General features: G+C 53.0%; 22 protein-coding genes. 13 read left to right on the plus strand and 9 right to left on the minus strand.

What is annotated here, in order from left to right; genetic code table 11:
- Positions 1-86 precede the first annotated feature (86 nt).
- Positions 87-1,430, minus strand: a complete 1,344-nt coding sequence (gene gdhA, locus A6U95_RS07055; protein ID WP_065683977.1) for an NADP-specific glutamate dehydrogenase — start codon at positions 1,428-1,430, stop codon at positions 87-89.
- Between the two features lie 182 nt (positions 1,431-1,612).
- On the minus strand, positions 1,613-2,047 hold the full coding sequence (gene uspA / locus A6U95_RS07060) for a universal stress protein UspA (protein ID WP_021181773.1): 435 nt from the start codon (positions 2,045-2,047) through the stop codon (positions 1,613-1,615).
- 553 nt (positions 2,048-2,600) lie between these two features.
- Between uspA and uspB the strand changes: the two genes are divergently transcribed.
- Complete coding sequence (gene uspB / locus A6U95_RS07065; protein ID WP_021181771.1) at positions 2,601-2,936, plus strand: universal stress protein UspB; 336 nt, start codon at positions 2,601-2,603, stop codon at positions 2,934-2,936.
- Positions 2,937-3,000: 64 nt separating this feature from the next.
- On the opposite strand, the gene pitA is transcribed toward uspB, so the two are convergent.
- Positions 3,001-4,506, minus strand: a complete 1,506-nt coding sequence (pitA, locus tag A6U95_RS07070) for an inorganic phosphate transporter PitA (protein WP_065683978.1) — start codon at positions 4,504-4,506, stop codon at positions 3,001-3,003.
- A 304-nt stretch (positions 4,507-4,810) separates the two neighbouring features.
- On the opposite strand from pitA, the gene A6U95_RS07075 reads away from it, so the two are divergent.
- The 5 genes from A6U95_RS07075 to fetB all read left to right on the plus strand — a co-directional run bounded on the left by A6U95_RS07075 (position 4,811) and on the right by fetB (position 9,798).
- On the plus strand, positions 4,811-6,010 hold the full coding sequence (locus A6U95_RS07075; RefSeq protein ID WP_065683979.1) for an NAD(P)/FAD-dependent oxidoreductase: 1,200 nt from the start codon (positions 4,811-4,813) through the stop codon (positions 6,008-6,010).
- 192 nt (positions 6,011-6,202) lie between these two features.
- Positions 6,203-6,943 carry a hypothetical protein gene (locus tag A6U95_RS07080; protein WP_065683980.1) on the plus strand — a complete coding sequence of 247 codons (741 nt, stop codon included), beginning with the start codon at positions 6,203-6,205 and terminating at the stop codon, positions 6,941-6,943.
- A gap of 619 nt (positions 6,944-7,562) precedes the next feature.
- Entirely contained in the window at positions 7,563-7,865 is a 303-nt protein-coding gene (locus tag A6U95_RS07085; protein ID WP_021181767.1) for a hypothetical protein, read from the plus strand.
- A 495-nt stretch (positions 7,866-8,360) separates the two neighbouring features.
- Positions 8,361-9,038, plus strand: coding sequence for an iron ABC transporter ATP-binding protein FetA (gene fetA, locus A6U95_RS07090; protein WP_065683981.1), 678 nt, complete (start codon positions 8,361-8,363; stop codon positions 9,036-9,038).
- Complete coding sequence (gene fetB, locus A6U95_RS07095; protein ID WP_065683982.1) at positions 9,025-9,798, plus strand: iron export ABC transporter permease subunit FetB; 774 nt, start codon at positions 9,025-9,027, stop codon at positions 9,796-9,798. The genes fetA and fetB overlap by 14 nt, the downstream gene beginning before the upstream one ends.
- Before the next feature lie 65 nt (positions 9,799-9,863).
- On the opposite strand, the gene A6U95_RS07100 is transcribed toward fetB, so the two are convergent.
- Entirely contained in the window at positions 9,864-10,700 is an 837-nt protein-coding gene (locus tag A6U95_RS07100) for a TIM barrel protein (RefSeq protein ID WP_065683983.1), read from the minus strand.
- A gap of 27 nt (positions 10,701-10,727) precedes the next feature.
- The gene (locus A6U95_RS07105) at positions 10,728-12,164 is read right to left on the minus strand and encodes a sugar porter family MFS transporter (protein ID WP_065683984.1); all 1,437 of its coding nucleotides are present in this window, start codon (positions 12,162-12,164) and stop codon (positions 10,728-10,730) included.
- Positions 12,165-12,725: 561 nt separating this feature from the next.
- Here A6U95_RS07105 and A6U95_RS07110 point away from each other — a divergent pair.
- Together A6U95_RS07110 and iolB are read left to right on the plus strand one after the other, a co-directional pair.
- Positions 12,726-14,231 carry a CoA-acylating methylmalonate-semialdehyde dehydrogenase gene (locus A6U95_RS07110; RefSeq protein WP_024482786.1) on the plus strand — a complete coding sequence of 502 codons (1,506 nt, stop codon included), beginning with the start codon at positions 12,726-12,728 and terminating at the stop codon, positions 14,229-14,231.
- Positions 14,232-14,341: 110 nt separating this feature from the next.
- Positions 14,342-15,151, plus strand: a complete 810-nt coding sequence (gene iolB / locus A6U95_RS07115; protein WP_065683985.1) for a 5-deoxy-glucuronate isomerase — start codon at positions 14,342-14,344, stop codon at positions 15,149-15,151.
- A 61-nt stretch (positions 15,152-15,212) separates the two neighbouring features.
- On the opposite strand, the gene A6U95_RS07120 is transcribed toward iolB, so the two are convergent.
- A complete protein-coding gene (locus A6U95_RS07120) occupies positions 15,213-16,049 on the minus strand; it encodes a MurR/RpiR family transcriptional regulator (RefSeq protein ID WP_065683986.1) in 837 nt (278 codons plus the stop codon).
- Between the two features lie 208 nt (positions 16,050-16,257).
- Complete coding sequence (gene iolC / locus A6U95_RS07125) at positions 16,258-18,198, minus strand: 5-dehydro-2-deoxygluconokinase (RefSeq protein WP_065683987.1); 1,941 nt, start codon at positions 18,196-18,198, stop codon at positions 16,258-16,260.
- Positions 18,199-18,792: 594 nt separating this feature from the next.
- Here iolC and iolD point away from each other — a divergent pair.
- From iolD to iolE, 3 genes are all read left to right on the plus strand, one after another.
- Positions 18,793-20,733 carry a 3D-(3,5/4)-trihydroxycyclohexane-1,2-dione acylhydrolase (decyclizing) gene (gene iolD, locus A6U95_RS07130; protein ID WP_065683988.1) on the plus strand — a complete coding sequence of 647 codons (1,941 nt, stop codon included), beginning with the start codon at positions 18,793-18,795 and terminating at the stop codon, positions 20,731-20,733.
- Positions 20,734-20,846: 113 nt separating this feature from the next.
- Positions 20,847-21,860 (plus strand): Gfo/Idh/MocA family oxidoreductase, encoded by a 1,014-nt coding sequence (locus A6U95_RS07135; protein ID WP_065683989.1) that lies wholly within the window; start codon positions 20,847-20,849, stop codon positions 21,858-21,860.
- Between the two features lie 61 nt (positions 21,861-21,921).
- Complete coding sequence (gene iolE / locus A6U95_RS07140) at positions 21,922-22,818, plus strand: myo-inosose-2 dehydratase (protein WP_065683990.1); 897 nt, start codon at positions 21,922-21,924, stop codon at positions 22,816-22,818.
- A 72-nt stretch (positions 22,819-22,890) separates the two neighbouring features.
- Here the strand turns inward: iolE and A6U95_RS07145 are convergent, their stop codons facing one another.
- The gene (locus tag A6U95_RS07145) at positions 22,891-23,388 is read right to left on the minus strand and encodes a GNAT family N-acetyltransferase (protein WP_065683991.1); all 498 of its coding nucleotides are present in this window, start codon (positions 23,386-23,388) and stop codon (positions 22,891-22,893) included.
- 387 nt (positions 23,389-23,775) lie between these two features.
- On the opposite strand from A6U95_RS07145, the gene A6U95_RS07150 reads away from it, so the two are divergent.
- Together A6U95_RS07150 and gntR are read left to right on the plus strand one after the other, a co-directional pair.
- A complete protein-coding gene (locus A6U95_RS07150) occupies positions 23,776-24,471 on the plus strand; it encodes a pirin family protein (RefSeq protein ID WP_065683992.1) in 696 nt (231 codons plus the stop codon).
- A gap of 134 nt (positions 24,472-24,605) precedes the next feature.
- A complete protein-coding gene (gntR, locus tag A6U95_RS07155; protein WP_065684044.1) occupies positions 24,606-25,601 on the plus strand; it encodes a gluconate operon transcriptional repressor GntR in 996 nt (331 codons plus the stop codon).
- 36 nt (positions 25,602-25,637) lie between these two features.
- Here the strand turns inward: gntR and A6U95_RS07160 are convergent, their stop codons facing one another.
- Entirely contained in the window at positions 25,638-26,144 is a 507-nt protein-coding gene (locus tag A6U95_RS07160) for a gluconokinase (RefSeq protein ID WP_024482776.1), read from the minus strand.
- Positions 26,145-26,434: the final 290 nt, after the last annotated feature.

Raw genomic sequence — 26,434 nt, forward strand, 5'->3', positions numbered from 1 at the left:
ACTTCACTCACAGGATGGAATGACGGGCACGAAGGCGAAAGAGGATAAATGCCGGTGGTAAACCGGCATAGTCACAGAGGGTAAGGTTAGAGCACGCCTTGAGCCAGCATCGCATCGGCAATCTTGACGAACCCGGCAATGTTGGCGCCGTGAACGTAATGCGTTTGCTTGCCTTCACCGCCGTACTCGACGCAGGACTGATGGATATCCGCCATGATGTGACGTAAACGGATATCGACCTTCTCTGCCCGCCAGTTAAGGCGTGCGGCGTTTTGCGCCATCTCCAGCCCGGAAGTGGCAACACCACCTGCGTTGGCGGCTTTGCCCGGTGCGAACAGCACGCCCGCTTCCAGGAAGGCATCGGTAGCCTGGATGGTGGTTGGCATATTAGCGCCTTCTGCCACGGCTTTGACCCCGTTGCGGATCAGCACCTGTGCGGCCTCCAGATCCAGCTCGTTCTGGGTGGCACAAGGCAGGGCGATATCCACCGGCACGTTCCACGGGCTTTCACCGGCCAGATAGGTCAGGCCACGCTCGCGGGCGTAATCGGCAACCCGGCCATAGCGCTGGTTTTTGATTTCGGCCAGATGTGCCAGTTTTTCAGTGGTGAAGCCAGCTTCATCCACTACGGTACCGCCGGAATCGGAAACGGTGATCACTCGCGCGTCCAGCTCCAACGCTTTCTCAATGGTGTATTGCGCCACGTTACCGGAGCCGGAAACCGCGACACGCATCCCTTCAAAGCCCAGGCCATGACGCTGCAGCATTGAATCGGTGAAGTACACCAGGCCGTAACCGGTAGCTTCCGGGCGGATCAGGCTGCCGCCGAACGACAGGCCTTTGCCGGTGAATACGCAACTGGTGTTGTTGGACAGTTTTTTCATCATGCCGGCCATAAAGCCCACTTCGCGGCCACCTACGCCGATATCCCCGGCTGGCACGTCGGTATCTGGGCCCAGGTGACGATAAAGCTCGGTCATCAGCGATTGGCAGAAACGCATGATTTCGCCCTGGCTTTTGCCTTTGGGATCAAAGTCTGCCCCCCCCTTGCCGCCGCCCATAGGCAGCGTGGTCAGGGCATTCTTGAAGGTCTGTTCAAAACCGAGGAACTTCAGAATGGAGGTGTTAACCGAAGGGTGGAAACGCATCCCCCCTTTGTACGGCCCAATGGCGGAGTTGAACTGGATACGGTAGGCGCGGTTTACCCGTACTTTGCCCTGATCGTCGACCCAACTGACGCGAAACTGAATGATACGCTCAGGTTCTACCAGGCGCTCTAACAGGGCGTGGTCACGATAATGGGGGTTACGCTCGATGAATGGCCACAGAGAGGTAAAGACTTCACGCACTGCCTGCAGATATTCCGGTTGATGCGAGTTATGACGTTGTAAGGATTTTAGAAAGGATTCTAGCGATACAGCCTGTTCCATGGATAGCTCCTGTTTAGCATATTGGTTCCCCTGTTTTTATGATGTGTCTCACAGTTGGGGAGGATGTTGTGTCTCCCTCGACTATATCACTGTGGGGTGGCTGATTAACAAGCAATAAATAACAGGAAACCATGAAAAACGCCCGCGCAGGGCGGGCGTTGGCCAAACAGGTTAGCGAATACTTACTTTTCTTCGTCGCGCAGCGGCACAATCAGCATATCAATGTGTACCGTATTGATTAACTGGCGCGCAGAGGACATCAATTTGCTCCAGAAATCCTGGTGGTGTCCACACAATACCAGGTCCATATCGTATTTTTTAATCGCATCAACCAGTACCTGCGCCAGATCGCCGCTGCCGCTCAGGGTTTCGGTGATGGGATAGCCCGCATTTTGCGACAGCTCGGTTAACGCATGGTGGGTTTCTTCGGAAATACGCTTTTGCATATCGCCAAGATTGACGTCGATCAGGCCGGTATACAGATCGGAATAGTTTACATCAACGTGGATCAGAGAGACTTTGGCATTGTACGGCCGCGCCATTGATACCGCTTTCTCGACCAGGATTTTACTTTCCGGTGATAGGTCAACCGCAATCAGTATGTGTTTGTAAGCCATGAGAATACTCCTTCCATATAATGCCGATTAAAGGGGGCAGGCATTCAGTGTTCCAGCTTGGCGCTTTCGCCTTACCTGCATAGTACCATCCAGATAACATAATGATATGTTGGGGCGATCACACTGCACCGCATCAATCACCCTTGTTTATACGTTTACCCCATCCGTTTTACACCGCCGGGGCAAAAAATCCTATGGCTTATACGGCTATCCGCCGTTTGACCGATTGAATTATAAGCATTGTTGCTCAAAGTATAGCTTATGACGGTTATCCGAGCGGAGAGCGGGTAGATGAAGAATTTGGCCCTGACTGTAAATTTTATACGCCACCGGGATCTGTTTGCGTTTCATTATTCTACACTAGTGAATGTGGACCCCACTTATTTCCTCTGATCGCTGTAAGGCCTGTTCATCAAGCGGTCAGAGGTTGTGGGTAGATTCGGGTCCGTAAGGTGCTAGGGGGATGGGAGCCAAGGCTCCGGCAGCATAAGGTATGAAGTAGGGCCGTTGGCCCGGCGGGTGTCCGGGATAACAACGCCTTGAGGGGGCTATCATGATTAGTACCGTCGCGCTGTTTTGGGCATTGTGTGTGGTCTGTGTGATTAACATGGCCCGGTATTTTTCTTCTCTGCGTGCGCTGCTATTTGTTTTACGCGGCTGCGACCCGTTACTTTACCAATACGTCGATGGCGGAGGGTTCTTTACTTCGCACGGCCAGCCGAGCAAGCAGATACGGCTGGTGCGCTATATCTTTACGCAACGCTATATGGAGCACCACGACCCGGAATTCATTCGCCGCTGTCAGCGTGTCCGCAGCCAGTTTGTGCTGACTTCATCGCTGTGTGGGCTAGTGGTGATCAGCCTGGTGGCGTTGGCGATCTGGTATTAGCCCGGCGATAGCAAGGCAAAAAAATGGCGGCCACTTTGGCCGCCATTGTTGTATCGGGCAATCGTCAAATCACCTTCAGCGCCAGCCAATATAGGCCACCGGAAAGCAAAATCGAGACTGGCAGGGTCAGAACCCAGGCCAGCAAGATGTTCTTGATGGTTTTGCTCTGCACGCCACCGCCATCCACGAGCATCGTTCCGGCAACCGCCGAAGACAGTACTTGGGTAGTGGAAACCGGCATACCGGTATAGCTGGCCACGCCAATCGACAGGGCGGCCGTCATCTGTGCCGACACCCCCTGGGCGTAGGTCATGCCTTTCTTACCGATTTTCTCACCGATAGTGGTAGCAACGCGTCGCCAGCCCACCATGGTACCGAGAGACAGCGCCAGGGCTACCGCGACGATAATCCAGGTTGGTGCATATTCAACGGTTTCCAACAGATCTGAACGCAGATTCTTCAGGAAGCGTTGATCGTCCACTGAGGTTTCCGGCAGTTTGGCCACCTTGTCTGCAGTCTCGGTCACGCACATCAGCAGGCGGCGCAGATGGCTGCGCTGTTCTACCGTCAGCTGATCGTAGCTTTGCAGATTGTTCAGCAGGTCCAGAGAGCGCTCAACGGCGATCAGGGCACGTGAACTGTCGCAGTGGAACTCAACCGGTTGATCAGGCGTTGGAGCCGTATTCTGAGGCGCAGGAACCAACGGCGTCTGTGTGGCCACATGTGCCAGAGAGTCGCCATGCTGTTGGTAAAACTGCTGCAGGTGGCTCACGGCATCACGGGTACGGGTGATGTCATAACCGGTCGCGCTCATGTTGAGGACGAAGCCTGCAGGGGCAACACCGATCAGTACCAGCATAATCAGGCCGATACCTTTCTGACCGTCATTGGCACCGTGTGAGAAGCTCACGCCGATAGCCGACAGAATCAGAGCGATACGTGTCCAGAATGGTGGCTTGCGTTTGCCATCGACCTTTTCGCGTTCCGCCGGTGTCATATGAATACGCTGACGTTTTTTGGTATTGCTCCAATAGCGGCGCAGCATAAACACCATCAGCCCGGCAATTATCATCCCGATCAACGGGGAGAAGATTAACGACAGGAAGATGCTGATCATTTTTGGCACGTTCAGCGCGTCGACCACGGAAGTGTTGGTCACCAACGCATTGGTCAAGCCGACACCGATAATGGCGCCAATCAGGGTGTGGGAACTGGAGGCCGGTAGCCCAAGATACCAGGTACCGAGGTTCCAGATAATTGCCGCCAACAACATGGAGAAGACCATGGCTAACCCGTGTGCTGAACTGACGTTCAACAACAGATCGGTTGGTAGCAGGTGCACAATGGCGTAGGCAACACTCAAACCGCCGAGCATCACGCCAAGAAAGTTGAACAGGCCCGCCATAACGACCGCAAGTTGCGAGCGCATAGCACGGGTGTAAATTACAGTAGCGACCGCATTGGCCGTATCATGGAAGCCGTTAATGGCCTCATAAAACAGCACGAACAACAATGCGAGAATTAACATCAGGCCGGTATGGAAATCCAGGCCAGTGAACAAATGCAGCATAAGCGTTACGCCAGGTTTGTGGACATGAACGCCGCGCATTATCGGCGACAACCGGTGTCCGGGAAAAGGAAAATATGACGTTTTTTGAATTTACCTGTTGCCGAGAGAGTTGCGTCACGGCTGAATCGATGCAATTTCAGCATGTTACTGCCGTTTATGCCCGTTACATTTTCTTACGTTGGCGTTGTCCTGCCGATGCCTTTACAATCCCTCACCGCGGATTTAGCGGTATACAGGCAGGTAAAAGGCGTAAAATACGCTCTTGTTGCCGCGATTGTTGTGGTTATTGCAAAGAGAGGTTTGGGTGGAACAGTTTGATGTTGTCGTCATTGGCGCGGGTGCCGCAGGGATGTTTTGTGCTGCGCAGGCAGGGCAACTGGGTTGCCGGGTGCTATTACTCGACAACGGCAAAAAACCGGGCCGCAAGATCCTGATGTCTGGCGGTGGGCGCTGTAACTTCACCAACATGTCCGTTGAACCGGCGGCCTACCTCTCGCATAACCCCCATTTCTGCAAATCGGCATTGGCACGCTATACCCAATGGGATTTTATCGATCTGATTAACCGCTACGGCATCGCCTATCACGAAAAAACCTTGGGGCAGCTGTTTTGTGATGATTCTGCGCAGCAGGTCGTCGATCTGTTGGTGCAAGAGTGCGAACTGGGTCAGGTGGTAACGCGCCTGCGCAGCGAGGTCCTGAGCGTCGAAAAAACCGACCAAGGCTTTGAATTAGCACTTAACGGCGAGAGTGTGAGTGCTCGCTCACTTGTGGTGGCGAGCGGTGGGCTTTCCATGCCGGGCCTGGGGGCCACTCCCTTTGGTTATAAGCTGGCGGAACAGTTTGGCCTGAAAGTGTTACCGACCCGGGCCGGTTTGGTGCCCTTTACGCTGCATAAGCCGCTGTTGGAGCAATCCCAGGCGTTGTCTGGCGTTTCGGTTCCCGCAGTGGTCACGGCGGAAGATGGTACCAGCTTTCGTGAAAGCATCCTGTTTACGCATCGGGGGCTTTCTGGTCCGGCTATCTTGCAGATCTCCAGCTACTGGCAGCCTGGTGAGTTTGTGAGCATTAACTTACTTCCGACGTTAGACCTGGTGGGCTTCCTTAACGAACAGCGCCAGGCACATCCTAACCAGAGCCTGAAAAACACCCTGGCTTTGCACTTGCCGAAGCGCCTGGTGGAATTGCTGCAAGAGTTGGGGCAACTGCCGGAGGCCACGTTGAAGCAACTCACTCCAACGCAGCAGGCAGCGTTGGTTGATAGTTTGCAAGACTGGCGCGTACAACCCAATGGCACCGAGGGTTATCGTACTGCGGAAGTGACCCTGGGCGGTGTGGACACCAAAGAGCTTTCTTCCAAAACCATGGAGGCGAGTAAGGTACCGGGCCTGTACTTTATCGGTGAGGTGGTGGACGTGACAGGCTGGCTGGGGGGGTATAACTTCCAGTGGGCCTGGAGTTCGGCGTGGGCTTGTGCACAGGCTTTGGCTGCGCAGAAATCTTAAAGAGATGGCAGGCATTTCTGAAAACGGCTCGCCATGAAGAGGCGCGGTATGCTGCGCCCATTCAGATAATCAATCGTCTAATTTAAGAACTTTAGAGATAGGAACATCGGACGTAATTCAGAATAATGGGCTCGGCTCGTGCGTTGAGACAAGCGCACTCTTATTCAAATAATAACAAGGAAAGTTCTGCTGATGAAAATCAAATGCGGTTTAGCATTACTGGCTTCTCTGGTGCTGGTTTCCGGCTGTAGCCAAAAGATTTCCTCTTCACGCGCGGTGGCTGAATCCGCCTCTGCTCCGGCTCCTGTAGCTCAGGAAAATAAACTGGGAACGGCATGGGGTGAGGATATTTACTCTAAAGTGACCACCGTTGACGCGAAGCGTATGCATTCCTCTCCAGACAGTGTCGCCAAAGTGTTTTACAGCGCGGCAGCGTCCAGTAATGGGCAGTACACCAATGAGATCGTGTTGTCTTCCGTCAGAATGCGGGTGCAGACCGAAAATAATCGGGATTTCGCGCTCAATCGCTATAAAAATGGCGAGTTTTCATTCTCTGCCAATGATGGCGAGCGCTACCAACTGTTCTTCTATAACACCAGCCCAAACAAAACCTATGAGGTGGTAACCGCTGTTGACGGCCTTGACGTGATTTCTGGCCGCAGTGGCTCACTGCGCAATTCTGGCTATCTGGTTTCACCAAAAGGAACTCTGGTGATTGAGGGCTTCCGTAAAAGTGACTCGTCCGTTGCCGCATTCCGTTTTGCAAAACCGGATGACTCCTACGCTGCGAGTTCACTGGCGGGCGAAAAAGAGAATACCGGCGTGATTGGCGTGGCGGTTTATGAAATGGCGCTGCCGGGCCTGCCTGATTGCCAACCGCAGGCGTTTCCTGGGGATACTAAATACGCCCCTGCTCCCTGCAAGAAACCGTAATTGCGTGAACATGGCCTCAAAATCTGAGGCCATGTTCAGGCTTCGGGCCTGTTTCCAGTATCCTCAGACATCCTAAACACACCGGCATCTCCTGACCCCCGTAGCTGCTATCGCTTCATCGCAGGGTGAACGCTTACCTTTCGGCCAGGAAGACTTTGCTATTGGCAGTTTTCGAGATAATAAATGGTGTGCAGGAATAATCTGGTTGGTAATAACTTTACGTTTACAACTATCGTGCTTTTTCAGATTATGCTTCTATATCTTGCGAACGCCTTTTTTATTGTTTTTAGCGGGTAATTTACCGGAAAATCTGGTTTTTTTTACCCAATTTAGCTTAGGGATAGATACAATTCGCAGTAGGAATTTTATCTTTTTTTAAGTAAAAAATGTTGCACCATAGAAATTGTGCGAATTATCCTAGTCATTGGTGGGATATAAAAATTTGGCGATCTTTACGCAATGTGACCTATATCAATAAACCACGGCTGGAAAAACCTATCTTGTATAGGGCCAGCTTGGTTAGGGGCGCTTGTGGTTTGTTGTGAGTCGTTAATACATGTTAACGTGCTGATTATTAATCATATCTAGGCAAGGCAATCAGTCTTAGAGGAAAGTGGTTATGCCATGGAGTCATGAAATTCAACAGGCAATTACCTTGTTACAGGCATGCCAACATCGCCATTCGGACAGCCTGCCCTGTCCTGCCAGGGGGGATGAACCTGGCGCAGTAGGTACTTGCGCAGAAAAAATCATGCCATCGATTATCCTGCTTAATGCGTTTGCGGATGTACTTCCGCAGCATCAGGAATTACATCGTCTTGGTATGGTGCTGGAGGCCCAAGGCCTGATCAAGAAATTGACTCAAGGGGAGAGCTACAGTCAAAGTGCACTGGCGTATTTACGTGCGCAAATCGAACCCTGACAGTTCCATCAGTACCCCTCTATTTTAGCGAGGGGTTGCTTTTTGGTGCGTACGGTACCGGCTCATTATTAACGAGCTATTTATTTCACCGTATTTTGAACTTATGCAGTCATTGACGTGTTGGATAAGGGGGGCGGGCCAATATAGGGTGGAGCGCCCGGGTATTTTATCGATATAATTCTATTTTCGCCGGAAGTTTTATTAATTGCTTCTACACGTATACCTATTGTCGTGCCGTTGAGGGGATAAACTAATACTACATTATTAATAATGTGCCAACAGTGACCTCGACTCCTTTCGGCTCAGCAACATTTTGTTCAGCTTGGCTCTACACTGCATCAACCGCTCTCCCCATGCGCTGAGCTGGCCGGTTCGCAGACCGATTAACAACTTGCCTGAATGTTTTTACTGGCAGAAAATACCTTCATGGATTTCAGCTGGCTGCCAGCAGTTCGCCGCTGAAAGAGGAGTGTCGCGCAACAGGCCGGAGTGAGCATGAAGGGCAGTAATGAATTATTGGTATTGGAAGGCATCCATTATCAAATTGACGAGCAGGTTATTCTGGATGCCGTTTCTTTCACCCTGAAGTCGGGCGAATTTAAGTTGATCACCGGGCCTTCGGGGTGTGGCAAGAGTACTTTGTTGAAGATCGTTTCCTCATTGCTTAGCCCAACTCGTGGCAACATCACCTTCAACGGTAAAAATATTGATGACGTTGCCCCAGAAGAATACCGCAAGCAGGTTTCTTACTGCTTCCAAACTCCAGCCCTGTTTGGTGACACCGTCTACGATAACCTCGCGTTACCCTATCAAATTCGCAAACTGAAACCCGATGAGAAGAAAATACGCCAGGATCTGGCGCTGTTGGCCTTGCCGGATAGCATGTTGAAAAAAGGTATCAATGAGCTCTCCGGCGGTGAGAAACAGCGTATTTCCTTGATTCGGAATCTGCAATTTATGCCAAAGGTACTGCTGCTTGATGAGATCACCAGTGCTCTGGATGAAGACAACAAACGTAACGTCAACGAGTTGATCTGCCGTCTGGTAGCCGAGCAAGGTCTGGGAGTGCTATGGGTTACACACGATAAGGATGAAATTGCGCATGCGGACGAGGTGATCACCCTGCCGCTGAGCCGCGTCAATAGCCAGGAGAAAGTCCATGAACCAGCATAATATCACCAACGAGTCATTAGGCCTGTCGATGCTCCTGGTGATTGTCGCCATTCTGATCAGCCACAAAGAGAAACTGGCGCTGGAAAAAGACATTATCTGGAGCATTTGCCGTGCGGTGGTGCAGTTGGTTATCGTCGGCTACGTTTTAAAATATATCTTTGATTTGGATAATGGAATATTAACGGTGTTGATGGTGCTGTTTATCTGCTTCAATGCAGCATATAACGCGAAAAAACGCAGTAAGTATATCGATAACGCGTTTACCATTTCGTTTATTGCCATTACTGCAGGGGCGACGTTGACGCTGGTAGTGCTGATACTGAGCGGTTCGATTGCCTTTACGCCAATGCAGGTGATCCCCATTTCCGGCATGATTGCTGGCAACGCGATGGTGGCGGTGGGTCTGTGCTACAACAACCTTGGGCAACGTTTTAAAGACCAACAGCAGAAGATCCAGGAGATGCTCAGCCTGGGAGCTTCCCCCAAATTCGCTTCTGCAGCTCTGATCCGTGACAGTATTCGTGCCTCGCTGATCCCGACGATAGACTCCGCTAAAACGGTTGGGTTGGTAAGCCTGCCAGGAATGATGTCCGGTTTGATCTTTGCCGGTATCGATCCGGTAAAAGCCATCAAGTATCAGATCATGGTGACATTTATGCTGCTTTCTACCGCCAGCCTGTCAACCATCATCGCCTGCTATCTGGCTTATCGGAAGTTTTACAACCAGCGTGAGCAACTGGTGGTTCATACGCTCAAATAGGCACTTTTCGCCCTACGCAGTATGTGTAAAGCAAGGCTCCCTGTGCCTACGGGCAGCTTATGCGTTTATCCTTGCAGTAATGCAATACTGTGGCGGATCTCGCGTTCGATATCGCCTTCTGTCCAGGAGTTTAGCTGTGAAGAGAACGGCTCGAAGGCATAGATCCCCCGGTAGCCCAAGCGTTCCAGGTTCTGTACCTGGGCTACGCTTGCCAACCGATCTTTATCGCTCAGCATAATGCGTTCTTCATCGCTCAATGCGCCTTTGATGAGCGGATCCTCAACACCAGAGAGATGCACCAAACCAATCTGCTCAACCCGGATCTGAGCATCAAACTCTGGTTGTACTACGTCGCTCAGATAGTGGTGGAACGTATCCAGCACTATCTTATAGGGTGCGCCAGAATCACGAATGATTGCCTGTGCCAACAAGGAAGAGCGCAGTGAGCTCATGCCAAACCCTAATGGTTCCACGTAGCCCTCAACGCCGTACTGTTTGAACAGCGGAGCGAGTAGTCGTAGTGCAGCCAGCGTATCTTCCCTCTTTTGCGACTCACTACGCCGGTCACTCGCGTTGCAATGTGGGCACATCACCACCGCCTTGCTATGGATGGCTTTCGCCTGAATCAGCAACGCTTCAGCGTTTTTAAGCAGTGCTGCTTGATTTTCCAGCAGGTTGAACATTCCCAGCGCGTTGATGGTGACGATCTCAATGCCGAACTCTTCGGCCAGCGCGTTTAACTGCTCATTGCTCAGGTTGTCGGTTACTTTGCCACCCGACATATCGTTGCGCAGTTCGACCTTGCTTAACCCACATCTTTTCACCAGGCGGAAGAAGTTCTCCAGCGTGAGATTGGGGGCGATCTTACGGTTGATACAAAAACGTTCCAATGAAATGGCCATGATGCATCACTCCTGGGTTTGCTGGCTTTAGGCTTTGCCATCTTCTACCGTGACGATTTCAGATAGCGGTTGGCGATAGCGTTTTGCCATCACGACGTCTTCCATTCTTTCCAGTGAAATGCCCTTGGTTTCTGGAATAAAGCGGGCGATAAACCAATAGCTGAACAGGCAGCAGGCGGCAAAGACCCACATTGGGAACGCCCCGTGGAAGGTGGAGAACAGATAAGGCTGGTCATTGATCATCGGGAAGCTCTGGGCCACGACGAAGTTGGCCAGCCACATACAGCCAACGGCAATGCTCATCCCTTGCGAACGCATACGGTTGGGGAAGATTTCGGAGACCAGTACCCATGCACCTACGCCCCATGACATGGCGTAGAACACCATAAAGAACAGCATGCCAAACAGCGCAAAGTAGCCGGTTGCCTGGGTATACAAGGCGTAAGAGGTGATCAGCAGGCCAACAATGGTGCCCAGGGTGCCCCAGCGCATCAGTGGGATACGGCCTAAACGATCCATCAGCATGGCACCGATCACCGAACCGACCAGCTGTAACACGCCGATCCAGATGGTCTGGAACAGGGCTTCTTGCGCATTTTCGGTCACGGTTTTCAGCACCACCGGGGCGTAATACATCATGACGTTAACCCCCGTCACCTGTTGCAGCATGGCGATCATACAGCCGACAAACAGGATGAAGCGCACGCGCACGTCGCCATAATTCAGCTTTTGCTTACGGTGCTGCTCGTCCTGGCGAAGCGACTCCTTGATTTCTCTTAAAACGCTTTTAGCATGTTCAGCATTTGAAACGCGGGTCAGCATGGCTAAAGCCTGATCGTCGCGGCCTACCATCACGCTCCAGCGTGGTGATTCGGGGATGACAAAGACCAAGGCGGTGAACAACAGGCAGGGAATAACCTCTGAGCCAATCATCCAGCGCCAGCCCATTTCAATCAGCCAGGCTTCGCTGGCATAGCTGGCAATCTTGAAGTTAACGTAAAAAATCACGATCTGACCGAACACGATGGCGAACTGCTGCATGCTGAGCGCCCGGCCCCGCATATCCTTCGGTGAGACTTCTGACATGTACATGGGGGATACCGTTGCGGCCAGCCCGACGGCCAACCCCCCAATGATGCGATAGATAACAAACCAGGTGAAGGTGCTGGCCAGAGCGGCACCGACTGCAGAGACGGTAAACAGGAAGGCGGCTACCACCAGGGCCTTTTTACGCCCATAGCGCCCGGCCAGCGGCCCAGCGCCGAAGGCACCGACCACGCAGCCGATCACCACGTTGGATACTGCCCAGCCGGTTTCTGCCGGGCTGAGGTCAAAGTAGGCTTTTAGGGCTTCGATCGCACCAGAAATCACGGCGGTGTCATAACCAAACAGAATGCCGCCGAGTGCTGCAATTCCGCAGATACGCAGAATATACCCAGTATTGTGTTTACGCTGATGTGACATATGTTGCTCCGATTTTTATCCTGGCTTCTGCCTACTTAAGTGACTTGTAGGGGGTAGGGAGGCAGAAGGGTGAACCGTGCCTGTCATCAAGGCGGTATTTTTCAGTGGGCCTTTGGCAGACAAGAACATTTATTTCATATTTAGTGAATAATGAAATATTGATTTTTAGATCCAGTTCAAAAAATTGAGCATAAATAGGGCAAATGTTCTCCCCGATTTGCATAGCAGATTGGAAAATTGACTCGTCCAGGCGGGAAAACGTATCTGTATAAAAAATAGGGATTACTGCGTAAGGCCGCGCAGCTAGCGGATCGCAGATAGCGTCGTTTGCCACCACCCGCTCTGCCTACGGGCATGGCAAATTTGCGATCGGCGGCACTAAAAATAAATTTTCTAAAAACTTTTATTTGAAACTTTTTTTTCAATAGAATAGAGTTTGATTCATCTGGTCAGGATTTAATCTGCCTGTGGGCCGTACTCTTGCAGGTGGCACGATGAACGTCACGGTATGCGGCAATGCTTCAATCCGGTGGCGATAGCGGACTTAAGAGAGGGTGAAACATGAAAACCGTGGGTAACTTTATTGGTGGGCAGGTTTGCCTGAGCAGCAGTAACCAAACCGTCGACGTGCACAATCCGGCCAGCGGTCAGGTTGAACGCCGTGTGACGCAGAGCACCGCCGCCGAGGTGAAACAGGCTATTGATGTCGCCCATCAGGCATTTACCGACTGGGCGCGTACCACGCCGCTGCGCCGGGCGCGTATCATGTTCAATTTCAAAGCATTGCTAGAGCAGCACCGCGAAGAGTTGGCGCAACTGATCGTCAGTGAACATGGCAAAGTCTATTCCGATGCGCTGGGTGAATTGACCCGAGGCATGGAGGTGGTGGAGTTTGCCTGCGGTATTCCGCACCTGATCAAAGGGGAATACTCACCGGACGTAGGCACCGGCGTGGACAGTTTCTCGCTGATGCAGCCGCTGGGCGTAGTGGCCGGGATCACGCCGTTTAACTTCCCGGCCATGGTGCCGATGTGGATGTTCCCTATCGCGCTGGCCTGCGGCAATACCTTCGTCCTCAAGCCTCCGGCGTTGGTGCCTTCGGCCTCCGTGCGCCTGGCAGAACTGCTGAAAGAGGCGGGCCTGCCAGATGGGGTGTTCAACGTCGTGCATTGCGGCAATGAAGAAGCCTCGCAGCTGTGCACCGATCCACGCATTCAGGCGGTGAGCTTCGTTGGCTCCTCCACCGTTGCAGAGCATATTTACACCACCGCCAGCGCACATGGCAAACGTGTACAGGCCTTTGGGGCCGCCAAAAATCAGGCTATCGTTATGCCGGATGCGGATCTGGATGCCACGGTCAATGCGCTGATGGGAGGGGCATTTGGCTCGGCCGGTGAACGTTGCATGGCTCTGCCGGTGGCCGTCGTGGTTGGTGATAGCACCGCAGATAAACTGATTGCCAAACTCAAACCGCTGATCGCCCAGCTGCGGGTTGGCCCCGGTATGCAGCAAGGTGGTGAGGAAAATGAAATGGGGCCGTTGGTCTCATCCGCCCATCAGAAAAAAGTATTGGGGTACATTGATATTGGCGTTAAAGAGGGAGCAACGCTGGTGGTCGATGGTCGTGATTATCAGGTGCCGGGTTATCCGGAGGGTTACTACGTGGGTGGCACCCTGTTCGATAACGTACAACCTGATATGCGTATCTACCGCGAGGAGATCTTCGGGCCGGTATTGGGCATTGTGCGTGTGGCTGATTACCAAACGGCCATCGATACGGTGAACAGCCACGAGTTTGGTAACGGCAGCGCCATTTTTACCAATAATGGTCACTATGCTCGCCAGTTTGTGCATGAGGTTCAGGCAGGGATGGTGGGGGTTAACGTGCCGGTACCGGTACCGATGGCCTTCCACAGCTTTGGCGGCTGGAAACGTTCAGTATTCGGTGCACTTAACGTACATGGCACGGACGGCGTGCGATTCTACACCCGCATGAAGACGGCCACCGCACGTTGGCCAACCGGCCAGCAAACGGTATCCGAATACAGTATGCCAACGCTGGGCTAAACCGCAGCCAGGCATGCCGAGGCCGTTATTCCACCGGGATAACGGCCGCTGTCGCTGGTATCAATGCATTGCAGCCACACTCATAAGCACGGGATTTAAGGAGCATTGTCATGTCATCATTACTTGCGAAATGTCAGCAACCGGATGCGCAGGGGCGTATTCAGTCCGTCACCCCGGAAAATGCCGGTTGGCGTTTTGTCGGGTTTGAGGTCTATCGGTTAGCGGCCGGGCAGTCGTTGCGGTTGGAGAGTGGCGACAAGGAGCTTTGCCTGGTGCTGGTGGCAGGTATTGCCTCTGTGGCAACGCAACGAGCGGAGTATCCACATATTGGTAAGCGGATGAGCCCGTTTGAGCGCACGCCACCTTATTCCGTTTATGTACCCCATCACGACCATGTTGAAGTCCGGGCAGAGACCGATCTGGAACTGGCGGTATGCAGCGCGCCGGGTAACGGGCATCTACCTTCACGCTTGATCACCCCGGCAGACGTCGGCGTGGAGCGGCGGGGTAAAGGCCGTAACCAACGGCTGGTACACAATATTCTGCCGGATAGCCAACCGGCCGATAGCCTGCTGGTGGTTGAGGTCTATACCGACGAAGGCAATACCAGCTCCTACCCAAGCCATAAGCACGACCAGGAAAACTCGCCGGACGAAACCTACCTGGAAGAAACCTATTACCACCGTCTTAACCCTGAACAGGGGTTCTGCCTGCAACGTGTCTATACCGACGATCGTTCGCTGGATGAGTGTATGCCGGTCTATAACCGCGATGTGGTAAAAGTGCCGCGCGGTTACCATCCGGTGGCTACCCTGGCCGGGTACGACAATTACTATCTCAATGTGATGGCGGGGCCGGTACGCCTGTGGAAGTTCACTTGGGAAAAAGATCACGCCTGGATCAACAGCGAAAGCTATTGATACTGACAAGGTGGGGGCGCTCCGCAAACCTGCGCCCCTTTTAACCGTGCCTTGTCGAAAGTTACAGCTCTTTGGCGTTATTCAGTGCCAATGATACCGCCAGCGTTTGTGCCAAACACATGGAGGCCACCTGCGAGCGGAACCCATCTACCTGTGCTTCGCGTACTACAAAACAGACATCGCTGAAGGCGGCCAGCGGGCTGACCTGGCTGTCGGTAATGGCGATAAGCTGTGCGCCCTGCTTGGCGCCCAACTCCACCAGTTCTACCGCTTCTTTGGCATAAGGCGAATAGCTGATGGCGATCACCACGTCCTTGGGCTTCACCATGCTGAGCTGTTCGGTAAACATCCCGCCTAGCCCGTCGATCAGGAAGGCGCACCTTTCCAGGTGGCGCAGGGCATAGGTGAGATAGGAAGCCACGCTGAATGAGCGGCGCAGGCCAATCACGTAGATATTTTCTGCATTATTCAACAGCTCTACCGCCCGATCCAACTGCTCGGCGCTGGTTTGCATCGCCAACTGTTGCAGCGCCTGCGAGTTGACCATCGTAAACACGTTAAGGATTTCTGCCGGCTTTTCCGGGGCAACGCTGTCGTCGGTAGAGGTTTGGCGGAACAGGCGTGCGCGCTCGGTATAGTTCACCGTTTCTTCCATCAGATGCTGGCGGAAGACCTGCTTCATTTCGTTGAAGCCGCTGAAGCCAAAGGCGTTGGCGAAACGGATCAGGGTAGAAGGTGGCACGCTGGCCTGTGCGGCGATGGAGGCAACGGTATCGAAAGCAATGCTGTTACTGTTATCCAGGATGTAGCGTGCCACCTGTTTCAAGCGCTTGCTCAGCGTTTCATAACGGCGGCGGATCTCGTCCTGTAACAGCGAAAGTTGAGTTGGGTTAGTCATCCATTCGGCTCGCAGTATTGGCTGAGGCGTATTGGTTTATACGCTGAAAATATTGTCTGGTTATTCTAACAGATGGAGTGGACATTTCATTTCTACAAAAAGCGATTTATTTCGTCGCCAGTTGCGTTACTTCACAGAAAATGGGCAAAAAAATCCCCTTAAAGCAGCGAAAATCACTTTAAGGGGTAGGTTCGTTAACCACGCCAGCTTAACTACGGCTGGTTTTACTCGCAGGCTGCGGGCGATATTGCCGCCAGAAACCGATCAGCGTCAGGTATTTCTGTTTCACCTGTTCGATCAGCCCGGCGTCATCGATCTCACCTTGTAGCCAAAGGCGTGAAGAAGTGCCAAAAATGGTGCGGCCAACCGCGAAGCCTTTTACCCAGTGGGCATCTGCGGCTGCGGCGAACCCGGCTTTCAGCGTTTCCTGTGGAGAGTCTAGCCCGAGGATTAGCACCCCGCGGCAGAATGGGTCGTGAGTTTCAATCAATTCACCCACTTTTTGCCAGTTGGCGGCACTAAGCGGCGGCAATTTCCACCAGTCTGGCAGAACGCCCAACCGGTAGAAATGTTCCATCACCTGTAGATAGTTGCTCTCGTCTTTGTCGGCATGACCTTCTGGCAAAATGACTTCCAGCAACAGCTCATGGCCCGATTTGCAGCAGCCACGATACACGTCAACGATCAGCTCATCCTGCTCACGGCGCAGCGCTTCGGCATCCTGTGGATGATAAAACACCAGGCATTTGACCACGTGCTCTTGGGGCCAGTCGATCAGCTGCGAGCCAATATTACCGTGCTCCAACCGCAAAGGGCGGGAGCTTGGCAGCTCTACCGGGCGGCCAATCCACCAGCCCTGGCCAGTAATGGCATTCAATGCCGCCTGGCCGTAGGTAGTATCTGCCAGAATGCCGCTGTTGCCGTGTAACCCCGCTTCGGCAGCGGCAGCCTGTGCGGCGGCCAACAACAACGTTTTTAACTGTGGGATCCGCTCTGTACTCACTCCCGCCTCTCGCGCCATCTCTGCCAACTGCTTGCGGTGATCAAAAGCAAATACGCACAGTTCAGGCCATTGCTGTTTTCGTGTGGTAACGCGGTGCAGGTGGTTCAGCCGTGCATCCAGATCCGGGCGTTTCACCTCTTGTTCGCGTTGCAGGTAATCGTCCAGCTCCAGCTTGGTCGGCATTGCCGGGGCGCAGCCGTGGCGTGACACCACAAGTGCACCGCAGGCATTGGCGTAACGGCAAGCCTGCTCCCAACCCTCATCGTTCAGATAGCCACGTAGCAGGCCAGACATAAAGGCATCACCCGCGCCGAGCACGTTCAAAACGTCAACGCGAACGCCAGAATACAGTTTGACTTGCTGCCAATCGGTGGGGATATCTCCTTCAAATACCGAGCACCCCTGCGCCCCTCGCTTGCACACCAACGTTGCCTGGGTGACCTTACGGACGTTTTGCAACGCGATCAGCGTATCGGTGCTGCCGCCAGCGATATGGAACTCTTCTTCAGTCCCCACGATGAGATTGAAATGGTGCAGTACTTCCTGCAACTCGCGGGTCACCTTTTCCGATTCGATAAAGCGGGTCTCGCCATCGCCTAACGAGGTCAATCCCCACAGCACTGGCCGATAATCGATATCCAATGCGGTACGCAGCCCGTGGCGGTGGGCGTATTCCAACGCTTTAAGCACCGCTGCGCGCGTTTTGGGGTGGGAAAGGTGGGTGCCGGTGATCGCCAAAGCCCGTGATGATGCGATGTAGTTTTCATCGATATCCTCAGGTGTCAGCGCCATGTCGGCACAGTTTTCACGGTAGAAAATCAGCGGGAAGGTTTCCTGATCCTTGATGCCCAGGATCACCAGGCCGGTGAGACGCTGTTTATCGGTGATCAGGCTCTGCGTGTCCGCGCCGACGCGCTGGAGTTCTTCACGCAGAAAGCGGCCCATGTGTTCATCCCCTACGCGAGCCAGCATGCCGGATTTTAACCCTTGGATCGCGGTGCCATAGGCCACGTTGCCAGAGGAGCCGCCGAGGTATTTGGCGAATGAGCTGGCATCTTCCAGGCGTGCGCCGATTTGTTGAGCATAGAAATCGACAGCGATGCGCCCGAGGCAAATGACATCAAGCTGTTTTTGTTGTGTGGCCATACCCGTTTCCTTCTGTCATTAAGCAAAACCGATTGCGACCCGGTAAAGGAGCTATGTAGGAAGCATAGTTCGAAGTATGAGGAATAAAAATTTCAATTTCAATATGAAATGAAATTTACGCCCCGTAAATGTGATGCATTTAAAAGCAGCCTACAACGGATGGTCTGCCGATCTGGTGTATTATTATTTATATAACAGTGACTTGATGAAATTTCTGCACAAGCGAGCGCCATCTTGATGGCTGCAGGCTCGATCGTCGAGTGAGCGCATCGTTCGAAAGAGAGTTATGACGACTTATTACTTAATCAATTGAATTATATAAATAACTGTAACCTGGGTGGTTTGGTAATATGCGATCTTTATCGCAAAATGAAATGTTTTTTCTGTATTGATATTTTATGAAAAATATATTTGTTTATAATCAATGCACGTTTCAAACCGCTTATTGCATGAGCAGTGTGTAACAACCCAGACAAGATTATCACTGCTTTTGTGTAACGAAAGTCAGCGCTACGCCACTCGGATACACCTGCCTGCTTGCAAATCACCATCTGCAGCAGGCTCGGGATAACGCCAAATGAAAGGGTGAGTAAAATGGGTAAGATCAAGTTGACCATGGCACAGGCATTGGTCAGATTTCTCGACAACCAGTACCTGTTGGTAGACGGTGTCGAAACCAAATTCGTAAAGGGTATCTTCGCCATTTTCGGCCACGGTAACGTCCTCGGCCTGGGGCAGGCTCTGGAGCAAGACTGTGGCGATCTGGTGGTGCATCAGGGGCGCAACGAACAGGGGATGGCGCATGCTGCTACCGGGTTTGCCAAGCAGAAGCTGCGCCAGCAGATCTACGCCTGTACTTCTTCCATCGGCCCCGGTGCGGCCAATATGATCACCGCTGCGGCCACTGCCACGGCTAACCGCATTCCTCTACTACTGCTGCCGGGCGATGTGTACGCCTCTCGCCAGCCCGATCCGGTATTGCAACAGATCGAACAACCCTACGATTTAAGCATCAGCACCAACGACGCATTTCGCGCCGTCAGTAAATATTGGGATCGCATTGTGCGCCCGGAACAGCTGATGAGCGCCTGCATTAATGCCATGCGCGTGCTGACCGATCCGGCAGAAACCGGTGCCGTCACGCTATGCCTCCCACAGGACGTTCAGGGCGAAGCCTACGATTACCCAGACTATTTCTTCCATAAACGGCTGCATCGCCTTGAACGTCGTCCGGCCAGCCAAGAATCACTGGTTGATGCTTTGGCGTTGCTGGTGGGTAAACGCAAGCCGTTGATAATCTGCGGTGGTGGGGTGAAATATTCGCAGGCTGGGCAGGCGTTGCAGCAGTTTGCTGAACGCTTCCATATTCCATTTGCCGAAACTCAGGCAGGTAAAGGTACGGTGCTTTCCGCTCATCCTTATAACGTGGGTGGCATCGGTGAAACCGGCTGTCTGGCGGCCAACACGCTGGCGAAGCAGGCAGACCTGGTGATCGGCATCGGCACCCGTTACAGCGATTTCACCACCTCGTCCAAATGGTTATTCCAAAATCCGGATGTGGAATTCCTTAATATCAACGTCAGCACGTTTGATGCTGGCAAGCTGGACGGTCTGCAAGTCTTGGCGGATGCCCGTACGGCGCTGGCCTCTCTCAGCCCATTGTTGGCTCAGGCGGATTATCGTGCCAATTGGCAAGACGCTATCAGCAAGGCGCTTGGCGAACAGCAAAAAGAGACCGAGCGTGTCTACCAAGTGACCTATAGCGGCGAAGGCTTTGTGCCGGAAATCGACGATAGCCTCGATCGTGAACAGGTGTTTGCCGAGTTTATCGAAAAAACCGACTCCGTATTAACCCAAAGCCGAGTGCTGGGGGTGCTGAATGAGCATTTACCGCAGGATAGCGTCATCGTTGCCGCTGCTGGCAGTTTGCCAGGCGATCTGCAGCGTGTCTGGCAAAACCGGGGTGAGCACGGCTATCACGTCGAATACGGCTACTCCTGTATGGGCTATGAGGTTAACGCCGCGTTAGGCGTCAAGCTTGCGGAGCCACAACGCGAAGTTTACGCCATGGTAGGGGATGGGGCGTTCATGATGCTGCATTCTGAGCTGGTCACCTCGATCCAGGAAGGTTGCAAGATCAACGTGGTGCTGTTCGATAACATGACCAACGGCTGCATCAACAACCTGCAGATAGAGCACGGCATGGGGAGCTATACCACCGAGTTCCGCTTCCGTAATCCGCAAGGCGGCAAACTGGATGGCAAGCTCGTTCCGGTCAACTTTGCGATGTTGGCAGCGGCCTATGGTTGCAAAACCTACAGCATAACTACCGAACAACAGCTAATCGAAGCGCTGGCAGATGCCCGCAAGCAACAGGTTTCTACCCTGCTGGATATCAAAGTGCTGCCAAAAACCATGGTGCACAAATATCTCAGTTGGTGGCGCGTGGGCGGTGCCCAGGTGGCCGAAAGTGAAAAAATTATCGCCGTCGCCCGCAAGCTGCAAGAGAACATCGATAAAGCCCGCGACTACTGATAACACAATGCCTTGGCAATCGTAGGTGCGGCTGAGAACGCCGCGCTCACATAAACAATCGGATCTACCTCAGACCTTGCGTCTGCCGTTTACAGTCCATGAGGATAACGAAAATGACATTGAACATTGGGGTTATTGGTACCGGCGCTATCGGTAGGGATCATATTCGCCGTTGTAGCCAGGTGTTGCAGGGTAGCCGCGTGGTTGCGGTGAATGACATCAATCGAGACAGTGCGGCCAAGGTGGTCAGTGAACTGAAACTGGACGCCAAGGTTTATGACAATGCCCACGATCTGATCAACTCTTCAGACGTACAGGCGGTGCTGGTCACGTCATGGGGGCCGAGCCATGAAGAGTTTGTGCTGGCCGCCATTGCCGCAGGCAAACCGGTATTTTGCGAGAAACCGCTGGCGGTTACGGCACAGGGCTGCAAGAACATCGTGGATGCCGAAGCCAAGCATGGCAAACGCCTGGTACAGGTGGGCTTTATGCGTCCTTACGATCAGGGCTACCGGGCGCTGAAACAGGTGCTGACCAGCGGTCAGATTGGCGAGCCGCTGATGCTGCACTGTGCCCACCGCAACCCAAGGGTCGGTGAAGCCTACACCACGGATATGGCCATAACCGATACGCTCATTCACGAGTTAGACGTCCTGCGTTGGCTGCTGGACGATGATTACGTTTCGGTACAGGTGGTTTTCCCACGTAAGAGCAGCAAAGCCTTGCCACATTTGAGAGACCCGCAAATTGTGCTGATGGAAACGGCCAAGGGCACCCGTATTGACGTCGAAATCTTTGTTAACTGCCAATACGGCTACGACATTCAGTGTGAGGTGGTGGGGGAAACCGGCATCGCCAAGCTGCCAGAACCTTCCGCGGTGCAAATGCGTAGCGGTGCCAAACTGTCCACCGAGATCCTGGTTGACTGGAAAGACCGCTTTATCGGTGCTTATGACGTTGAGCTGCAAGCCTTTATCAATGACGTCCAGGCCGGCAAGCTCACCGGGCCTTCTGCTTGGGATGGCTTTGCGGCTGCGGTGGCGGCAGATGCCTGTATCGCCGCGCAGAACAGCGGTGAAGTGGTGCCAGTGACCTTGCCCGCTCGCCCTGGCTTCTATGGCAAATAACTTTCCAGGCCACGCCGGTGGGAAAGATAGCCGGTAAGTGCCTACATGACTGAGGCTGAAAATGAACAAAGACCACGTAAAGCTGGCAATCGCCCCGATTGGTTGGACGAATGACGATATGCCTGAGTTAGGGGACGAGAATACGTTCCAGCAGTGCGTCAGCGAAATGGCGCTTGCCGGGTTCACTGGCAGCGAAGTAGGCAGTAAATACCCGCGCGATCCCGAGGTGCTGAAACCGATGCTGGACATCCGCGGGATCCAGATCTGTAATGCCTGGTTCAGCACGTTCTTTGCCGATGGGCTGAAGGAAAAGACCATCGATGAGTTTGTTAACCACATGAATTTCCTGCATGCGATGGGGGCCAAAGTGATTGGCTGCTCCGAGCAGAGCAAGAGCATTCAGGGCACCACCAAGGCGGTATTTGAAGAGAAGCCCTATTTTAGCGATGAAGAGTGGCAGCGGGTGGCGCAGGGATATAACGAGCTGGCGAAAATTGCCGCCGGGAAGGGGATGCAGGTCTGCCTGCACCATCATATGGGCACGGGTATCCAGACCACCGAAGAGATAGATCGCTATATGAGCATGGTGAACGACGATGTTTACCTGCTGTTTGATACCGGGCATGCCTATTACTCCGAAGGCAGCCAACAGGCAATGTTGGCAATCCTGGAGAAATACCTGCCGCGCATCAACCATGTGCACCTGAAAGACGTGCGTGACGAGGTGGTGGCAGAGGTTAAGGCCAAGCACCTGAGCTTCCTGGACGGGGTGAAAAAAGGCACCTTCACCGTGCCGGGGGATGGCGTGATCGATTTCCGGCCGGTATTCAAGCTGCTGGATGAGCGTGGCTATAAGGGATGGATGGTGGTGGAAGCAGAGCAGGATCCGGCGTTGGCCAACCCTTTTGAATACGCAGTGAAAGCGCGCCGTTATATTCGCGAAACGGCCGGGCTTTAAGTCAGTTATTGGTTTGCTGAGTCTAACGGGTGGGGCGTTGGTATGAGCGCCCCACCGACAAAGCAGTTCTGATTATGGGGTTTTAAACCGGGCCATATGGTAGGCATCCACTAACTCGCCATCGCGCATGGCAAAGCGGCGGCTGGTGCCTTCAATTTCAAAACCGAACTTACGATACAGCGCTATGGCACCCTGATTGTCGGTGTACACCGTGAGCTCAATGCGCTCAATACCGGCCCAGTTGTCGCAAATATCGATCATCGCCTTCATCAGCGCGCTGCCAACGCCTTTGCCGTGGTAACCGGCATCCACGCTAATGCCAATAGTGGCCACATGGCGGCGGCGTATCCGCTGGTTGAGTTCCACGAACAGCTGCCCCACCACGCGATCGTCAATGCAGGCCACCATGTTGTAGGTTCCGGGCTGCACGTTAGCAATACGCTGCTGCCACATGGCTTTTGACGGTAGCGGTAGTTGTAGCGTGTCACGGTAAACGGTCGGGTGGGAATATAGCTGGTGCAAGGCTTCAGCATCGTTACTTTCCACGTGACGAACTACAATCTCGCTCATTTTTTCCTCTCTTTCGCGTTTACCGTTTGAATAACCTCCCAAATTATCCGTTTACTCCCCTGAGTCAATATAATTTCCCATTGGTCAAAAAAACGCTTTACAGGTGCGAATGATAATGATTATTATTGTCATGCGTTCAGAGAGAGTATCAACCTTTGATACTGTTTGCTGAAGGCACGACATTGCTCACATTGCTTCCAGTGTTTACTTAGCCAGCTCGGGTGCTGGCTTTTTTTTTGCCCAAATTCAGCGGCTAACCCATCCCACAAACCCTTTGCTACTGGCTGCCAAACTCCACCTAATTTTTTGAACAGAGGGGTGAGATTTTTGCGCTTTCATATTCCTCCGTCAGGTCTAGACTGTAGAAAACGTTGAGGAGAGTTGAATATGATTGATTTACGTAAGGCACAAGATCGCGGTCATGCCAATCATGGTTGGCTCGACAGCTGGCACACTTTCTCATTTGCCGACTATTACGATCCCGACTTTATGGGATTCTCGGCGCTGCGGGTGATCAACGAAGATGTGATTGATGCAGGCCAGGGATTCGGTACTCATCCCCATAAAGACATGGAAATCCTGACCTACGTGCTGAGCGGCACGGTGGAGCATCAGGACAGCATGGGCAACAAAGAACAGATCAATGCCGGTGAGTTCCAGATTATGAGTGCAGGGACCGGTGTGCGTCACTCCGAGTACAATGCCAATAGCGATCGGCCATTGCATCTCTACCAGATCTGGATTATTCCGGATCAGGTTGGGCTGGAGCCACGTTATGAGCAACGGATGTTTGATGCGCCTCAGGGCCGCCAGTTGGTGCTGTCGCCAGACGCTCGCGAAGGTTCGCTGAAGGTGTTCCAGGATATGACTTTGTCTCGCTGGGCGCTGAAGAAAGACGAGCAATCCGTTTATCCAATCCAGGCAGAACGCCGCGTTTGGATCCAGGTGGTGCATGGCAATGTCTCTATCAATGGCCACAAAGCGGGTATTAGCGATGCTTTTGCCATCTGGGATGAGACAGCGCTGTCTATTCATGCCGATGAAGACAGCGAGATTTTACTGTTCGATCTGCCACCGGTGTGATGACAGAGTAATGGCGAGGGCTCGGTGCAATACCGGGCCTTTTTTGTGTCTGCTGGCCGGATAACCAACAATATCGGAAAGGCGTTTTATTTGCTAAAATGGCCGCCCATTCACGGTTAGCCAGTTCAGTGATAATGAAGAAAAAACGGCCGGTGCTTCAAGATGTTGCAGATCAGGTTGGCGTCACCAAAATGACGGTGAGCCGCTATTTGCGCAATCCCGATCAGGTTTCTGCCGCTTTACAGCAAAAAATTGCGGTAGCGCTGGACGAACTTGGCTACATTCCCAATCGCGCCCCGGATATCCTTTCCAATGCGACCAGCCGGGCGATCGGCGTGTTGCTGCCGTCGCTGACCAACCAGGTATTTGCCGAAGTGTTGCGGGGTATCGAAAGCGTTACCGATGCCCACAATTATCAAACCATGCTGGCGCACTACGGCTATTTGCCGGAGCGTGAGGAAGAGCGTCTGACATCGCTGTTTTCTTATAATATCGATGGGCTGATCCTGTCCGAACGCCACCATACCGCACGTACCCTGAAGATGATTGAAGTTGCAGGCATCCCGGTGGTGGAGTTGATGGACTGTGTCTCACCCTGTATCGATCTGGCGGTCGGGTTCAACAACTTTGAAGCGGCCCGCCAAATGACCCAGCAGATCATCGCTCGCGGCCATCGTCATGTGGTGTACTTTGGCGCGCGCCAGGATGAACGCACCATTATCAAACAGCAGGGCTACGAACAGGCCATGCGTGAGTCTGGTCTTGAAGCCTACAGCATCATGACCGCACGTTCTTCTTCCTATTCGGCCGGTGGTGAGATGTTGCGCGAGGCACAGCGCGATTATCCGCAGGTTGACAGTATCTTCTGTACCAACGATGACCTGGCGATCGGTGCGGCCTTCGAGTGTCAGCGCCAGGGGTTATCTATCCCGCAGGATATGGCGATTGCCGGTTTCCACGGCCACGATATCGGCCAGGTGATGGTGCCAAAACTGGCGAGCGTATTGACACCGCGTGAACATATGGGCCAGCTCGCCGCTGAGCGCCTGTTGGCACGGCTGCGTGGAGAAGTTGTTTCCCCACGTATGGTAGACGTGGGTTTCACCGTGGCACCCGGTGGCAGCATCTGAACCTGGGCGCAATAGCCAGCGCCCAGCACGGCTGGTTTATTGCTTCAGCGCTGCGACACAGCGGCCAACTACGCCTTCAACGTCTGTATCGATATCCACGCAAATCACATCTTTTTCGTCGGCCCCTGGCTCTTCTAATGCTTCAAACTGACTTTTTAGCAGTTCGGTGGGCATAAAATGCCCGGAGCGGGCTTGCAGACGGGCCAGGATCACCTCGAAGCTACCTTTCAGATAGATAAACACCATATTGTCATTGTCTTTGCGTAGCAGATCGCGGTAGCGGCGCTTTAACGCCGAGCAGACAATAATCCCACTTTCGTTCTTGTGATTAAGGCTGTACGCCGCGTCATTGAGGCGTTGCAGCCAAGGCGCGCGGTCTTCGTCATTCAACGGCTGGCCGCTGGCCATCTTCTGGATATTGGCGCGTGGATGCAGATCGTCGCCATCAATAAATTTTGCCTTGATTTCCCGTGCTACCGCCGCGCCAATCGTGGATTTGCCGCTGCCGGAGACGCCCATCAGGATGATGCTTTTTCCCGCCATAAGTTTGATCTCTATCTCAGAATGCGAATTTTGCTGGGTTACCTGGTTCCGGATCTTATCATGTTACCGGTATCATGATACGGGTAACAAATGGAGATGTGATTGTCATCACACAGCATAGAACAGGGAACATGCCCGGCGTTTTCATGTCGCCACGTGGCGGGCTGCAATCTGCATCCATTGGTTATACCACTGTACTCAGCTGCCTATTTAGACCACCAGGATCGGGTCGTACAATAAAACAAAGCACCTTCTTTCGCTGCCATTGCGTAAAGAGGCCAAGTGATAAA

The sequence above is a fragment of the Serratia sp. 14-2641 genome (assembly GCF_001692375.1).
GTDB lineage: Bacteria > Pseudomonadota > Gammaproteobacteria > Enterobacterales > Enterobacteriaceae > Chania > Chania fonticola_C.

What these genes read in the sequence shown, in the direction of transcription:
- gdhA (WP_065683977.1), bottom strand. Translation starts at nt 1,430, where the DNA reads ATGGAACAGGCTGTATCGCTAGAATCCTTTCTAAAATCCTTACAACGT.
- uspA (WP_021181773.1), bottom strand. Translation starts at nt 2,047, where the DNA reads ATGGCTTACAAACACATACTGATTGCGGTTGACCTATCACCGGAAAGT.
- uspB (WP_021181771.1), top strand. Translation starts at nt 2,601, where the DNA reads ATGATTAGTACCGTCGCGCTGTTTTGGGCATTGTGTGTGGTCTGTGTG.
- pitA (WP_065683978.1), bottom strand. Translation starts at nt 4,506, where the DNA reads ATGCTGCATTTGTTCACTGGCCTGGATTTCCATACCGGCCTGATGTTA.
- A6U95_RS07080 (WP_065683980.1), top strand. Translation starts at nt 6,203, where the DNA reads ATGAAAATCAAATGCGGTTTAGCATTACTGGCTTCTCTGGTGCTGGTT.
- A6U95_RS07085 (WP_021181767.1), top strand. Translation starts at nt 7,563, where the DNA reads ATGCCATGGAGTCATGAAATTCAACAGGCAATTACCTTGTTACAGGCA.
- fetA (WP_065683981.1), top strand. Translation starts at nt 8,361, where the DNA reads ATGAAGGGCAGTAATGAATTATTGGTATTGGAAGGCATCCATTATCAA.
- fetB (WP_065683982.1), top strand. Translation starts at nt 9,025, where the DNA reads ATGAACCAGCATAATATCACCAACGAGTCATTAGGCCTGTCGATGCTC.
- A6U95_RS07100 (WP_065683983.1), bottom strand. Translation starts at nt 10,700, where the DNA reads ATGGCCATTTCATTGGAACGTTTTTGTATCAACCGTAAGATCGCCCCC.
- A6U95_RS07105 (WP_065683984.1), bottom strand. Translation starts at nt 12,164, where the DNA reads ATGTCACATCAGCGTAAACACAATACTGGGTATATTCTGCGTATCTGC.
- A6U95_RS07110 (WP_024482786.1), top strand. Translation starts at nt 12,726, where the DNA reads ATGAAAACCGTGGGTAACTTTATTGGTGGGCAGGTTTGCCTGAGCAGC.
- iolB (WP_065683985.1), top strand. Translation starts at nt 14,342, where the DNA reads ATGTCATCATTACTTGCGAAATGTCAGCAACCGGATGCGCAGGGGCGT.
- A6U95_RS07120 (WP_065683986.1), bottom strand. Translation starts at nt 16,049, where the DNA reads ATGACTAACCCAACTCAACTTTCGCTGTTACAGGACGAGATCCGCCGC.
- iolC (WP_065683987.1), bottom strand. Translation starts at nt 18,198, where the DNA reads ATGGCCACACAACAAAAACAGCTTGATGTCATTTGCCTCGGGCGCATC.
- iolD (WP_065683988.1), top strand. Translation starts at nt 18,793, where the DNA reads ATGGGTAAGATCAAGTTGACCATGGCACAGGCATTGGTCAGATTTCTC.
- A6U95_RS07135 (WP_065683989.1), top strand. Translation starts at nt 20,847, where the DNA reads ATGACATTGAACATTGGGGTTATTGGTACCGGCGCTATCGGTAGGGAT.
- iolE (WP_065683990.1), top strand. Translation starts at nt 21,922, where the DNA reads ATGAACAAAGACCACGTAAAGCTGGCAATCGCCCCGATTGGTTGGACG.
- A6U95_RS07145 (WP_065683991.1), bottom strand. Translation starts at nt 23,388, where the DNA reads ATGAGCGAGATTGTAGTTCGTCACGTGGAAAGTAACGATGCTGAAGCC.
- A6U95_RS07150 (WP_065683992.1), top strand. Translation starts at nt 23,776, where the DNA reads ATGATTGATTTACGTAAGGCACAAGATCGCGGTCATGCCAATCATGGT.
- gntR (WP_065684044.1), top strand. Translation starts at nt 24,606, where the DNA reads ATGAAGAAAAAACGGCCGGTGCTTCAAGATGTTGCAGATCAGGTTGGC.
- A6U95_RS07160 (WP_024482776.1), bottom strand. Translation starts at nt 26,144, where the DNA reads ATGGCGGGAAAAAGCATCATCCTGATGGGCGTCTCCGGCAGCGGCAAA.